Origin of the sequence: Bacillus cereus group sp. BfR-BA-01382, assembly GCF_022663475.1 — a bacterium.
Lineage (GTDB): Bacteria > Bacillota > Bacilli > Bacillales > Bacillaceae_G > Bacillus_A > Bacillus_A thuringiensis_S.
Genome location: NZ_JAKUFQ010000031.1, coordinates 12,530 through 26,101, shown reverse-complemented (window position 1 = coordinate 26,101; position 13,572 = coordinate 12,530). Strand labels below are relative to the sequence as shown.

The following is a 13,572-nucleotide window of genomic DNA, read 5'->3' as shown; positions in this document are numbered from 1 at the left end:
ATGGAAATAACAATTGAACATGTAGTAAATGAATTAAAAGGCATACTTCCTGAAGATCGAGTAGTAATAAATATGACAGTACGAGAGTTACATAGTAAAGATGAATCTTATCATACTAGTAGTTTACCTGATGTAGTTGTTTTTCCAAAAACGACCGAAGAAGTTAGCGCGATAATGAAAATAGCGATTCAGCACGGAACAGCTGTCGTTCCATTTGGAGTAGGGTCCAGTTTAGAGGGACATGTAATTCCTTACGAAAAAGGAATTACAATGGACTTTTCTCTTATGAACAAAATACTTGAAATAAGAGAAAAGGATTTTCTTGTGAGAGTACAGCCAGGGGTGACGCGCTCTCAGCTTAATAAAGAATTGAAAAAGTATGGATTATTTTTTAGTGTAGACCCAGGAGCTGATGCAACGTTAGGAGGAATGGCTGCTACAAACGCGAGCGGAACGACAGCAGTAAAGTATGGTGTAATGCGTGATCAAGTTCGAGATTTAGAAGTCGTTCTTGCGGATGGAGGGGTAATACATACCGGGAATTTAGCGGCGAAGTCATCATCAGGTTATCATTTAAATGGTATTTTCGTAGGATCAGAAGGAACACTTGGATGTTTCACGGAGTTAACTTTAAAAGTATACGGTATACCAGAACATGTTATGGCTGCGAGGGCATCGTTTCCAACTATAAATGATGCAGTAGAAGCTGTAATTAACATATTACAAGCAGGTATTCCAATCGCGAGAATTGAACTCGTTGATGAATTATCTATGAAACAAGTAAATCATTACAATGAAACAAGTTACAGAGAAGAACCGACACTATTTTTAGAGTTTCACGGCAATGAAGCAGGGTTAAAGCAAGATATTGAATTTACGAAAGAAATCGTTCTTGATCATAAATGTAAAGAAATTGCGTTTGAGACGGAAACAGCAGCAAGAAATAAACTGTGGGATGCAAGGCATAACTTAGCGTACTCTTACGTGCATAGTTATCCTGGTAAAAAGCTAATGAGTACAGACGTATGTGTGCCAATTTCGGAATTAGCTGGCGCGATTCAACATGCGAAAGAGGTATTAGATAAAGTAGGGCTTATTGGCGGTATTCTAGGTCATGTTGGAGATGGGAATTTCCATGTACTCTTAATGATTGACACAAATGATAAAGAGGAAGTAAAGAAGGCAGACGAAATAAACGAAAGTATCGTTCTGTATGCTCTTAAACGAGGAGGAACATGTACAGGAGAACATGGCGTTGGAATCGGAAAACGAAAGTATCAAGAAGAAGAACATGGGGCGGCATTATGTGTAATGGAGAAAATAAAGAAAGCTCTTGATCCGCAAAATATTTTGAATCCGAATAAGGTGTTTCAATTAAAAGATAGGGGCTGATCGGGTGAAAGTACTAGAAGCGATAAGTAATATAGCTGGAAAGTATTTTGCATTTTGGGTTATTTGTATTGCAGCTATTGCATATTCCATTCCCGCGCCATTTCTCGGGTTAACTAGTTACATAACGATTTTACTTGGGGTTGTCATGTTTGGGATGGGATTAACATTGAAGGCTGTTGATTTCAAAATCATAGCTACAAAACCATTAGCAGTTATTATCGGTGTATGTGCTCAGTTTATTATTATGCCACTTGTCGCATACGTACTAGCCTACGTTATGAATCTGCCAGCGGAATTAGCAGCTGGGTTAGTGTTGCTTGGTTCAGTACCGGGTGGCACTGCATCAAATGTTATGGTTTATTTAGCAAAAGGGAACTTAGCGTTGTCTATTGCAATGACTTCAGTATCAACGTTACTAGCACCAATTGCTACACCGCTCATTCTACTATTACTTGCAGGGCAATGGATGCCAGTAAATGCTATGTCCATGTTTCTTTCTATCGTACAAGTCATTATTGCGCCTATTATTTTAGGACTAGTAGTGAAAAAGTTTTTCCCTCATATCGTTAATAAAGGAATGACTGTTATTCCTTTAATATCAGTTGTAGCAATTATCATAATTGTTTCTGCAGTTGTTTCAGCAAATGTAAGTAGCGTTACTTCTTCAGGACTTCTTATCTTTATTGCGGTGATGCTCCATAATGCTTTCGGTTTTTTGCTCGGATATATAACTGCGTTCGTACTTGGACTAGACGAAGGGACAAGAAGGGCTATTTCAATAGAAGTAGGAATGCAAAATTCAGGTTTAGGTGTTGCACTGGCGACAGCGCATTTTGGACCGGCAGCTGCACTCCCAAGTGTATTAGCGGCAGTATGGCATAACATTGCAGGGCCAATATTAGCAACCATCTGGTCAAAAAATGCAAAAAATGAAAAGAATACTTTTAGCGATGAAAATGTATTAATAAATATAGAAAAATAGGAATGATAAATAATGCAAAAACGTATTGTACATTTTGAAGGAATGGTTGTATTTTTAGCCGCGATTTATATGTATTCGATCTATGAGTTTAGTTGGATTATATTTTTTGTATTCCTTTTAGCGCCGGATCTATCAATGTTAGCATATGGGATTAATAATCACGTTGGTGCGAAAATATATAATGTATGTCACACATATATCATATCCATATTAATTGTTCTAATAGGTGTCTATTTTAAGATAGATACCGTTATAATGATTGGCTTAATATGGACAGCACATATTGGAATGGATCGAATGTTTGGATATGGATTGAAATATGAGACGGATTTTAAGGATACTCATATTCAGAGGTTATAAGAAAAAGTATTCATATTTACAGCGGGTCTATTAAAATATTGAACAAAATTCAGTGAATGAATTTTGTTCAATTGTTGAGAAATATATATATAGATAGATACAAATAATCGAATTATGTTATTTTTATGATAATTAAAAGAAGGAGAGTGGATTTGATGAATATACAAATCACTGGCAATGAATTAATTAATAAGATGCTGAATGATTGGTATCGAGATATTAGAGCTCAACGTATAAGTGAAGCAAAAAAATTAAAAGAAGAGATCGATAAAAAGCTTTATATTATCGAATCAGATGTAAAGGTTTCATTTCACTATTATCTGTTAGAATTTCGATATAAAGTGCTAATAGATGGTTTAGGTAATTTGAAAAAAGCTTTTGATAAAATAGATGCATTGCCTAAACCGAATGATGAATATTCTAATTATTATTATTATTTATTCAAAGCCATTCATTATACAATTCTTACTAATTATAGTGAAGCTAGCAACTATTTTGAAAAAGCTGAAGGGTTATTAGAGCATATTTCAGATGAAATTGAATATGCAGAGTTTAATTATAGAGTTGCTATATTAAAATACCACTTGCATTACGCATATTCAGCTATTGAATACGCTTCAAAGGCAAGAGATATCTTTGTTAAACAAGCAGGGTATGAAGTGAACATAGCGCTGTGCGAAAATATATTAGGATTATCTTTTTCGGAATTAAAGCAGCATGATAAAGGTGAGGAATATATTGCGTCAGCAATAAACATTTTACAAAAAAATGATGCTGAAATGTTAGTATTAAGAATCAGACATAATTTAGGTTTATTGTATGCGAGTCAAAATCTTTCAGTTTTAGCAATTAGACACTTATCTGAGGTTTCTAAAAAAATGCCTACTCATTATAAGGCAATCTTTTTAGAGGCAAGAGAATATTATAAATTAGGTGAAATAGAAAAAGCGAAGGAATTAATTGAAAGTGGATTGAAGGTTTGTGAGGAATTAAAAAATGATGAATATAGATATCACTTTTTAATTCTAAAGGGATTTTGTCAGCATTTAGAGGTAGAAAAAATAGAAAAAATTATTCTTGAAGGTTTTTCTTACTTTGAAAGAAAAAATTTATCGGAGTATATTCACGAATATACCGAAAGTCTGGCATTAGAGTTTCATAAGGTAGGTAATATAGAAAAAGCAGAAAAGTATTTTTTTATGAGTTATGAAATAAAAAAGAGAATATTTGAAAAAGAAGCATTAAAATAAAGAAAAAACTTGGATTATCTATAATGGGAATAGCAGCTGGAGTTATGGGGTTTTATGGTAGAAGGTCTTTGCAATAAATTAGCTCACAGTGGATATGGTAGAATGTTTATAATTATAAAACCTAATGAAAATCCATATGCTGTCTCTGAAGATACAACGATGCCTGCAAAACAAATCTTCTATTGAACGTGGGTAATTAAACAAGTCACAAATTATAATTTGTGACTTGTTTAAGGTTGGATACTAAATGTGTTGCTTTCAATATTGAAAGCAACTTTTAAGTTTGTGATTAATAGTTAACTTAATAAATTTTGGGTTAAAATAAAAACAAATTTTTAATCAAGTCCCACAAAAAGTACGATAAGGGCGATTCGTCGGTGCAGGCGGAATGCAGTATTCTTCTTGATCTGTAGAATACGCATAAGGGTTTGATAAAGCTTCAAGAAGTTTCTCCATTACGCTATAGTCGTCATTTGTAACAGCTGCTTCTAGTGCTTCTTCTACACGGTGGTTCCTTGGGATGATTGATGGGTTATTATTTTTCATCATTTCGTAGGCGTTTTCTTTCGATTGTTCTTGTCTTTTTAATCGAGATTGCCACAGTTTGTACCAATCTTTATATTCAGGACTTTCAAATAGAGCTGTATTTTCAATAGCATCAAGAGTTAATGAACGGAATGTATTTGTATAATCTGCTTTATATTTCTCCATCATTTTTAAAAGTTGCTCAATAAGTGGTTGATCTTGTTCTTCGGTACTAAATAGTCCTAATTTCTTTTTCATTCCAAGGAACCAATGGTTTTCATACTGTACGCTAAATTTCGAAATTTCGTCTTGGGCGATCTTTAATGCTTCTTCTTCATCTTCGTGCAGAATTGGTATTAAAGATTCTGCTAATCGAGCGAGGTCCCATGCGGCCATATATGGTTGATTTCCATATGCATAACGACCTTGTGTGTCAATAGAGCTAAATACGGTTCCTTGATTGTAATTGTCCATAAATGCACAAGGACCGTAATCAATTGTTTCGCCACTAATCGTTATATTGTCAGTGTTCATTACACCGTGGATAAATCCAACAAGTTGCCATTTTGCGATAAGACTGGCTTGTCTTTTAATGACTTCTTGTAGTAATGCAGTATATCGGTTTTCATGAGCTTCAATTTCTGGGTAATGCCTTTTTATCGTATAGTCAGCTAGTGATTTCAGGTCCTCTATTGAACCACGAGCTGCAGCATATTGAAATGTACCGACGCGTATATGGCTACTAGCTACTCTAGTTAAAATTGCTCCAGGTAACTTTGTTTCACGATATGTTGCTTCACCAGTTGTGACAACTGCTAAACTGCGAGTAGTCGGAATATCAAGTGCATACATTGCCTCACTAATGATATATTCACGTAGCATCGGACCGAGTGCAGCACGGCCATCTCCTCGGCGTGAATAGGGAGTAGGGCCAGAACCTTTCAGTTGAATATCGAAACGCTCACCTGAAGGAGTAATTTGTTCGCCAATTAAAAGAGCACGACCGTCGCCTAACATATTAAAATGTCCGAATTGATGGCCAGCATATGCTTGAGCTAATGGATGAGCTCCTTCTGGGAGTGCATTACCAGCGAAAATAGCAATTTCAGCTTCCTTTTTCAGTTCTTCAGGGGTCAAGCCAAGAGATATCGCTAATGAATGGTTTAGTTTAACTAACTCCGGTGAACTTACGGGAGTAGGGGGGATTTCTGTATAAAATGATTGTGGTAAAGTCGTATAACTATTATCTAAATTCCAACCTGTTTCATTATTTTTAGTCATTGTATCTCCTCCTTTTTGTATTTTAAGTTATGTATTTGTACGTATGTATTCTTTGTAAAGTTAACTAAAAGTATAATATAATATTTCCCCTTGCAATCTATTGTAAGGACTTCATTGCACTATGTCTATTTAACAGCAAATTTAAAACCTCCATTTTAAGAAAATGGAGGTTTTATTATTATTTAATTTTTACAATTATTTTTCCTTTTGCTCTTCCAGACTCTGAATATTCCATTGCTTTTTGCGCATCTTCAAAAGGGAAGACTCGATCGATTACCGGTTTGATTTTTCCGGCTTCAATATAGTTTGCAATAGTACGTAATTGATCCCCGCTTGGCTTCATAAATAAAAATGAATATTGAGCATTATGCTTTTTTTCAAGTGCAGTAAGTTTTTTGCTGGCTAATGAAAATAAGAGAGTTTTAAAGAATCCTGAACCAAATTCTTTACCGAAGCGTGCATTCGGCATACCTGAAACGGAAACAATGTTTCCTCTGCTTTTTATAATATTGAATGATTTTTCAAGCGTTGCACCGCCGATTGTATCAAATACCGCATCATAATTTTTTAGTATATCTTCAAATTTTTCTGTTTTGTAATTAATAATTTCATCTGCGCCAAGAGACGTTACTAAATTTGCACCAGCTTCACTAGCAGTCGTTGTAACAGTAGCACCCATTATTTTTGCTAACTGAATTGCGAAAGTACCAACACCACCGGATCCAGCGTGAATTAAAATCTTTTGTCCTTTTTGTAATTGCATGATGTCATGTAATGCTTGATATGATGTTAAGCCAACAAGTGGAATCGAAGCAGCTTCCTCAAAACTTAAATTTTTCGGCTTTAAAGCTATATCATCTTCATGAATGGCTATATACTCCGCGAAAGTACCAATCTTATTTTTTCTTGGACGAGCATATATTGCATCACCAACTTTAAAACGAGTTACTTTTGATCCAACCTTCGTGATGACACCGGCAAAGTCATTACCAAGGATTAGGGGCATTTCATATTTCAGTAACATTTTTACTTTTCCGTCGCGTATTTTAAAATCAATTGGGTTAATACTAGCTGCATGAATTTCTGCGAGCACCTCATACTCTTTTATTTCAGGAGTAGGTACCTCTGCCATACGCATTGGGACTTTTCCATATCTATCAATTATCATTGCTTTCATTTCTTATACCTCCAAGTTTTAATAAAAGTTTTGCAATAGCTTCTCAATATCTAATACAAGATTTTTTAATAAACCTAATTTTGTACGTATATCAATATAATAAAAATTCTTTGTACCTTCTTTTCTCATTAAAATAATGCCAGCTTCTCGTAAAATCTTAAGGTGATGTGATACTGCTGGACGGGAAAGGTGTGTTTGCTTCGTGATTTCTCCTACACGTAATCCTGTTTGACATTCCGTTTCCATTAGCACTAATAAAATAGCTTGACGTGTTTCATCACCAATTGCCAATAATACTTTTTGAGAATCAATAAAATCTTTTTTTATAATATTTAATTGTTCTTGTTTATTCATTTCAATCACTTTGCCTCCTGCTAATTAGTCGAAAGGTTTAAGATAACGAACCATTACTTCGATACGGTAATGCTACATGATTGTTGTATGAGGTGCAATATTGGGAAAGAAAATCGAGACGAATGAATTTTTTATTTTTGAAAATTATAGGGAGATAGAAAAGGGATTGGAAGGACTACATAACACAATAGATGAAGTTTTAAAAACAAAAAATGATGTAACAATAAAATAAGCGGTCGTAACCTTGTATAATCCATAAGGTTACGACCGTTTATAATGTTTTTATTATTTTTGATTTTTACGATAGAACATAGTTCAACGTAAAGTACGTTCTTTTGTTTTACACTTTCATACAGATATAATTCAGGTGGATTATATCTGTATGAAAAGGTAAAAGGGATTTTGGGGCGTAATCTATCTATATGATAATTCAAAATGAAATATAAGTCTATATTTTAATGTTTTTTTTGATTATATTTATGTCACTGAGCTCAGAACAATGATGTGGAGGGTAAATATATGAAATCGAATTATGTACCAGTTTTAATTGTTGGAGGGGGATTATCTGGGTTAGCGTCTGCGTTATTTCTTGCAAAACATAACATTGAGTACTTACTTATTGAAAGGCATCCGTCTACTGCCATTCATCCGAAAGCAGGCGGTCTTACTTTACGTACAATGGAGTTATTTCGAGAATTAGGCTTGGAACAAAGAATTAAATTGGCAGGTAAAGCATTAGAGAACTGCCGAGGAAGAATAGCGGTTCATACAATAGCTGAGGCGAATAAAGAAGAATTGGAACAAATGAGAGCGACGCAATACAGAAACGATGAAGAGTTACTTCAAAAAATAGAAAAGATTAGTCCATCAAAACAAACTGCATGTTATCAAATTATTTTAGAAGAGATGATGTTACAAGAAGCAAAAACGCTAGGCGGGCAACTATCTTTTTATCATGAATTAGTTTCATTTGAACAAAATGAAAACGGGGCAAAAGCAAAGATTCGAAATCGTGAAACAGAAAAAGAAAGTGTCATACATTGTGACTATGTAATTGCAGCGGATGGAGCGAAAAGTAAAATACGTGAGCAGTTAGGGATTAAAACTGAGGGGCGTGGAACCATTGGTGGCTATTATATGAATATTTATTTTGAAGCTGATTTAAGAGAGTTTATACAAGGAGACGCATTCGGTTTTTCGATGGTACTTCATCCGGAGGTTCTTGGTGCACTTATCCCAGTTGATAACGTAAAAAAATGGATTTATCATGTAGCCTACGATCCATTAAAAGGAGAGGGGCTAGAGGACTTCACTATAGAACGTTGTAAACAAATTATTCAAATAGCAATTGGAAGTACAAATGTTGAATCAAAAATATTAAGTGTTTTACCGTGGGAAGCGGCCGAAAGTACAGCGGTGAAATTTCAAGGAAATCGAACCTTTTTAGTTGGAGATTCAGCACATATTATGCCGCCAACAGGAGGATTTGGTTCAAATACAGGAATACAAGATGCGCATAACTTAGCTTGGAAATTAGCGGCTGTTATAAAAGGGAAGGCAAAACCAAAATTGTTAGAAACATATCATGAAGAGAGACACTCTGTTGCAAAATTAACGACAGCTTATGCAAGTAGTTTACTGTTTCGTGCTGCGAATAGAGAGGAAGGCAGTTTGAATAATATGGATGTTTTAGCTGTTACAGTTGGATATCAGTATTGTTCAGAGGCAATTATAGATAATTCAGTCACTCCACATAGAATGGATAGCATAGAGTTGAACGGGAGACCTGGAACACGAGCACAGCATTTATGGGGAACGTATGAAGGAAAGAAAGTTTCTACATTAGACTTATTCGGTAACAGTTTTGTATTACTTACAGGAGTAGAAAATAGTTCTTGGGCTGAGGCAGCACATGCTGTTTCAGCTAAATTAGGAATAAATATAAAAGGGTATCGTGTTGGCTTAAGTGGAGACTTTGTTGTTCCAGAAGATATTTTTAGCAAATTATATGGTATAGAGAATGGAGGTGCTGTATTAATTAGACCAGATGGCTTTATCGGATGGCGTTCGGAAAAAACGGTAGTAAATCCAGATATAGTATTGGAAGAGGTAATGAGAAATTTATTATGTGATTTTTAAGTAACTACAGAAATATTGTTTTATGTGCTTCACTGTACTGAAAAAAATATTCACAAATTTCAATAGGTTTGGTATGATTAAATTCGACAAGTTAATAGAGGCCGGAGATATTTGAGAAAAGCCATAAATTTATTTAGGGATACAGGAGTGTATTCTAAATAATTTATGGCTTTTTTTATTGAATGAATCGTACAAAATAGAGAGTTACATATGAAAAGGAGGACTATAGGAATTAAATAGGATAATACTAGTTTTCTATATTAATAATATAGATAAAGTATATTTGTAAGATTGGAATTTTAATATAGGTCTATAAAAATAATGAAAGTGTGTCTTCTATTTCGTGTAAATCTCATTAGCTTGTTGAAATTTGCAACGTAGGAAGGGTTAGAAGGATGAGAAAGATTATTAGCGTTTTAGTTATTTTCTTTATGACGGGAAGTATCTTTGTTGGGGGAGCTGTTCATGCGAAAGCAGAAGGGAAGCATGAATGGAATACGAATAAGTTTTTAAATATTGCACATCGCGGAGCAAGTGGACATGCACCTGAGCATACTTTTGCTTCTTATGATTTAGTGAAAAAAATGAAAGCGGATTATTTAGAGTTAGATATTCAATTAACAAAGGATGGCCAATTAATTGCAATGCATGATACAGCAGTTGATCGCACTACAAATGGAACAGGCGAAGTACGTGATAAAACGTTAAGCGAAATAAAGAGTTTAGATGCAGGAACGTGGTTTAATAAAGCGTATCCAGAAAAGGCTAAGCAAGAGTATGTTGGGCAAAAAGTTCCGACTCTTGAAGAAATCTTCCAAAAGTATGGAAGAAGCATGAAGTATTACATTGAAACAAAATCACCAGATGTGTATCCAGGAATGGAAGAGAAATTGTTAGCATTGTTAAATAAATATAATTTAGTAGGTCAAAACATGTCATCTAGCCGTGTTATGATTCAATCATTTAGTAAAGATAGTTTGAAAAAGATTCATAGTATGAATGAAAATATTCCGTTAGTTCAATTGCTTTGGTATTATCCAAATGAAAACAATGAAATTGTTGAATGGTCTGGCATTACACATGAACCGAAAAGTGTAACGAATGATGATTTTCAAGAAATTAAAAAGTATGCAGCTGGTATTGGACCAAACTTACGTAATGATAACGGAGAACTAATTATTGATGAATCATATATGAAAATAGCTAGGAAAAATGGACTGTTAATTCATCCTTATACAATTAATGAGAAACCAGATATGAGACTGTTAATCAAATGGGGTGCTACAGGAATGTTTACAAATTATCCGGATCGATTACATAGTGTATTGAAGGGGAAATAAGTGAAAAAGGGTATACCAGTGTTTTAGGTACACCCTTTTTAATTTAACTCCCCGATAAACAGAATCTCTTTTTCGTAGCATTCATCTTCATCATAAATAATTTCTTGAAAGCGAAGCGTTTCGAAGGAATGACAAACTGGAATTTCTAATTTCTCCCAAAAATCAATTTCATTTGAAAGAAGAATCCATTTTTGAAATTCACTATTTCTATTAAAAAAATTATGAAAGTAGTCCTCATTTTTAAATATAATGATTTGCGAACCCCACAAATTATTTATAGAAATTAAAACAACAACTCGATATGTATGTGTATCGCTCGGTTTCATATTTATTAAATGATTTGCTTGATTTAATAAGGTTTGAATACATAATCGCTTTACTTTTCTAGGTGTTTTACGAGAGTCGATAAAAGTTTGCGAAACTGGCAATAGCATATTCCAATATTCATCGTTATAGAAAATAGAAGGGAACGTTTTTGTATGTTCCTCAATTCGCTTTATTAAAGTGTTTGTTTTTCGTTTCATACCACGTATTTTCTTTTCACGCATTGTGAGTCATCTCCATAAATTTTTGTAATGCAGCAGAGTGATATATATCTTTTCTAGTAATAAAAGTAGTAGGAACTTTTTTGAAGCTATTTGGTAAAGGGTTGAATGATATGTCATGTTTATGATCATTTAAAATAGACTTCATCATAATTGCTATGCCCATACCTGATTTTACACATGCGAGTATCGCCTCAATTGTTCCGAACTCTAATACTCGCTTAGGTGAAATTCCTTCTTCTTGAAGCCAATCTTCTAATAAATTTCTATAATAGCACCCGCGACTAAATGCAAGTAAATTCATGTCTCCGATGTCTTTAAAGGAAGATAAAGGATTTTTGCTAATGAGAACTAATTCTTCTTCACGAAATATATTTGTATGAAGTTCAGTATGCTGAGTAGAGCCAGCTATAAACGCTCCGTCCAGTTTTCGTTCTAATACAAGCCTAATCAATTGTTCCGTCGTATTTGATTCTAAAATCAATTCGACTTTTGGGTATTTCTCATAATAGGCTGTTAATATAGATGGAAGTCTTACAGCGGTTGTAGATTCTGTACATCCAATTTTTAAAGTGCCTCTTGGTTCGATCCCATTACTTTGAACTGCTTTAACAGATTGATCTATTAAGTGGATAATTTGTTTGGCGTATGTTAATAAAATCTCACCGTTAGAAGTTAAAGTTACACCTTTTCCGTTTCGGTAAAATAAAGGCACACCTAATTCGTTTTCTAGTTGTTTCATACGCATTGTTACGCCAGACTGTACATAGTTTAAATTTTTCGCTGCGTGAGATATGTTTTTTTCTTTCGCAACTTCGTAAAATACAGTTAAATCTTTTATATCCAAGTATCATCCCTCCATAAAAGGTATCATTTTTTTTGATGGATTACATAATAAATCTTTATTTTATATGATATCAGAACTTTCATACAATGAAAGGGGGATGGAGGGATTATTGTGTTAATGGAAGAAAGGGTGAATAGTACTTATAAGTGGGTTATGTTAATTTTTGCGACAGTTGCTCAAACAACAGCGACACTTATAACGTATGGTGTTGGAGCGTTTGCATTATTTTGGAAAGAAGAATATGCACTTACGAATACGGAGAGTGGATTGCTAGTAAGTGTTGTAAATATAGGACCGCTATTTTGTATGCTTTTTGTCGGGCGGCTACTTGATCAATACAATGAAAAGTTGTTAATTTCGATAAGCTCATTTTTACTAGGAGGTTCATTTTTACTGACTAATATGGTCAATGAATTTAATGGGTTACTCTTTGTACTTTTATTAGTAGGAACGTTTTATAGTGTTTCGCAGCCAGGAGGAAGTAAGGTGATAATAAAGTGGTTCCCAAAAGAAAATCGCGGGTTAGCAATGGGGATTAGACAAGCTGGTATACCGATTGGTGGCACGTTAGCGGGAGTATTGATCCCGTTTCTTACAATAAAATATAATATGGCTTATGCGGTAAATAGTATTGCATGCATTTGTATAATTGGAGGGTTTTTATTTTTTATATTTTATAAGGAACCATATATTCAAGAGAAAGTTAAACAAGAACGTATTAAACTTTCTTTTTGGATGCAGTTAAAAGAAGTGATGTGTAAAAAAGAGTTGTATGCAATTTATATAACTGGCATTTGTATGATTTCATTGCAAATGGTGTTAGTTGCACACTTTATAAAATTTTTAGTATTGGAACAATCAATCACGCCAATTTTAGCTGGAAAAGTATTTTCCGTTATGTTCTTTTCTGGAATGGTTGGTAGGGTTATATTAGCAGCTACTAGTGATTTGTTTTATAAGGGAAATCGGCGCACCCCTTTATTTATAACTGTTTGTATTTCTATTCTCTTCATTCTAATATTAGTAATGAGCATACATACAATAACGAATGTATTGTATGGTGTAAGTGCATTGTTAGGGTTCTTTTCGATTGGATGGTTTAGTCTTTTTATAACTGAAGTTGCAGAATCAGCAAGTGAAGAATCGGTAGGGATGACAGTGAGTTTTGCACTTACATTAAATCAAATTTCCATTATTGTTGCACCTGCTTTATTTGGTTATATTGTAGATAAGAAGGGATATACGTATGCGTGGTTATGCATAGTTGTATTACTAACTATTTCAGCGGTTAGCTTATATAGGAATTATAGAAAATAAAGGAATGTTAGCAATGTAAATTTTTTGTGAAGAAAGTCTAAAGAAATGTTGAATGAGCGACAT

Annotated in this window: 14 protein-coding genes; 9 read left to right on the top strand and 5 right to left on the bottom strand. The window is 34.0% G+C overall.

From position 1 onward, the window contains the following. The 5 genes from MR160_RS14855 (at position 1) to MR160_RS34855 (ending at position 4,170) form a co-directional block, all read left to right on the top strand. On the top strand, positions 1–1,392 hold the full coding sequence (locus tag MR160_RS14855) for an FAD-binding oxidoreductase (protein ID WP_000406576.1): 1,392 nt from the start codon (positions 1–3) through the stop codon (positions 1,390–1,392). A gap of 4 nt (positions 1,393–1,396) precedes the next feature. Further along, the gene (locus MR160_RS14850; protein WP_242297656.1) at positions 1,397–2,374 is read left to right on the top strand and encodes a bile acid:sodium symporter family protein; all 978 of its coding nucleotides are present in this window, start codon (positions 1,397–1,399) and stop codon (positions 2,372–2,374) included. 12 nt (positions 2,375–2,386) lie between these two features. Next, positions 2,387–2,734 (top strand): DUF4260 domain-containing protein, encoded by a 348-nt coding sequence (locus tag MR160_RS14845; RefSeq protein WP_001172057.1) that lies wholly within the window; start codon positions 2,387–2,389, stop codon positions 2,732–2,734. 155 nt (positions 2,735–2,889) lie between these two features. Beyond that, positions 2,890–3,984 carry a response regulator aspartate phosphatase gene (locus MR160_RS14840; RefSeq protein ID WP_001025501.1) on the top strand — a complete coding sequence of 365 codons (1,095 nt, stop codon included), beginning with the start codon at positions 2,890–2,892 and terminating at the stop codon, positions 3,982–3,984. A gap of 54 nt (positions 3,985–4,038) precedes the next feature. Further along, a complete protein-coding gene (locus tag MR160_RS34855) occupies positions 4,039–4,170 on the top strand; it encodes a hypothetical protein (protein WP_000229165.1) in 132 nt (43 codons plus the stop codon). A 153-nt stretch (positions 4,171–4,323) separates the two neighbouring features. On the opposite strand, the gene MR160_RS14835 is transcribed toward MR160_RS34855, so the two are convergent. The 3 genes from MR160_RS14835 to MR160_RS14825 all read right to left on the bottom strand — a co-directional run bounded on the left by MR160_RS14835 (position 4,324) and on the right by MR160_RS14825 (position 7,330). Beyond that, complete coding sequence (locus MR160_RS14835) at positions 4,324–5,790, bottom strand: protein adenylyltransferase SelO (RefSeq protein WP_000164912.1); 1,467 nt, start codon at positions 5,788–5,790, stop codon at positions 4,324–4,326. Between the two features lie 178 nt (positions 5,791–5,968). Continuing rightward, positions 5,969–6,967, bottom strand: coding sequence for an NADP-dependent oxidoreductase (locus MR160_RS14830; RefSeq protein ID WP_000646432.1), 999 nt, complete (start codon positions 6,965–6,967; stop codon positions 5,969–5,971). Between the two features lie 18 nt (positions 6,968–6,985). Next, complete coding sequence (locus MR160_RS14825) at positions 6,986–7,330, bottom strand: ArsR/SmtB family transcription factor (protein WP_000571870.1); 345 nt, start codon at positions 7,328–7,330, stop codon at positions 6,986–6,988. 91 nt (positions 7,331–7,421) lie between these two features. Between MR160_RS14825 and MR160_RS34850 the strand changes: the two genes are divergently transcribed. From MR160_RS34850 to MR160_RS14815, 3 genes are all read left to right on the top strand, one after another. After that, on the top strand, positions 7,422–7,553 hold the full coding sequence (locus tag MR160_RS34850; protein ID WP_000516656.1) for a hypothetical protein: 132 nt from the start codon (positions 7,422–7,424) through the stop codon (positions 7,551–7,553). 287 nt (positions 7,554–7,840) lie between these two features. Continuing rightward, positions 7,841–9,460, top strand: coding sequence for an FAD-dependent oxidoreductase (locus MR160_RS14820; protein WP_044784019.1), 1,620 nt, complete (start codon positions 7,841–7,843; stop codon positions 9,458–9,460). Between the two features lie 395 nt (positions 9,461–9,855). Continuing rightward, positions 9,856–10,800, top strand: coding sequence for a glycerophosphodiester phosphodiesterase (locus MR160_RS14815; protein WP_001226361.1), 945 nt, complete (start codon positions 9,856–9,858; stop codon positions 10,798–10,800). Between the two features lie 38 nt (positions 10,801–10,838). Here MR160_RS14815 and MR160_RS14810 read toward each other — a convergent pair whose 3' ends face one another. Both MR160_RS14810 and MR160_RS14805 read right to left on the bottom strand, forming a co-directional pair. Next, positions 10,839–11,348 carry a DUF3916 domain-containing protein gene (locus MR160_RS14810; RefSeq protein ID WP_001208325.1) on the bottom strand — a complete coding sequence of 170 codons (510 nt, stop codon included), beginning with the start codon at positions 11,346–11,348 and terminating at the stop codon, positions 10,839–10,841. Next, the gene (locus tag MR160_RS14805) at positions 11,341–12,192 is read right to left on the bottom strand and encodes a LysR family transcriptional regulator (RefSeq protein ID WP_000351677.1); all 852 of its coding nucleotides are present in this window, start codon (positions 12,190–12,192) and stop codon (positions 11,341–11,343) included. Before MR160_RS14805 ends, MR160_RS14810 begins: the two co-directional genes overlap by 8 nt. 117 nt (positions 12,193–12,309) lie before the next feature. Here MR160_RS14805 and MR160_RS14800 point away from each other — a divergent pair, with 117 nt between their 5' ends. Further along, the gene (locus tag MR160_RS14800) at positions 12,310–13,509 is read left to right on the top strand and encodes an MFS transporter (RefSeq protein ID WP_015945864.1); all 1,200 of its coding nucleotides are present in this window, start codon (positions 12,310–12,312) and stop codon (positions 13,507–13,509) included. Positions 13,510–13,572 lie beyond the last annotated feature (63 nt).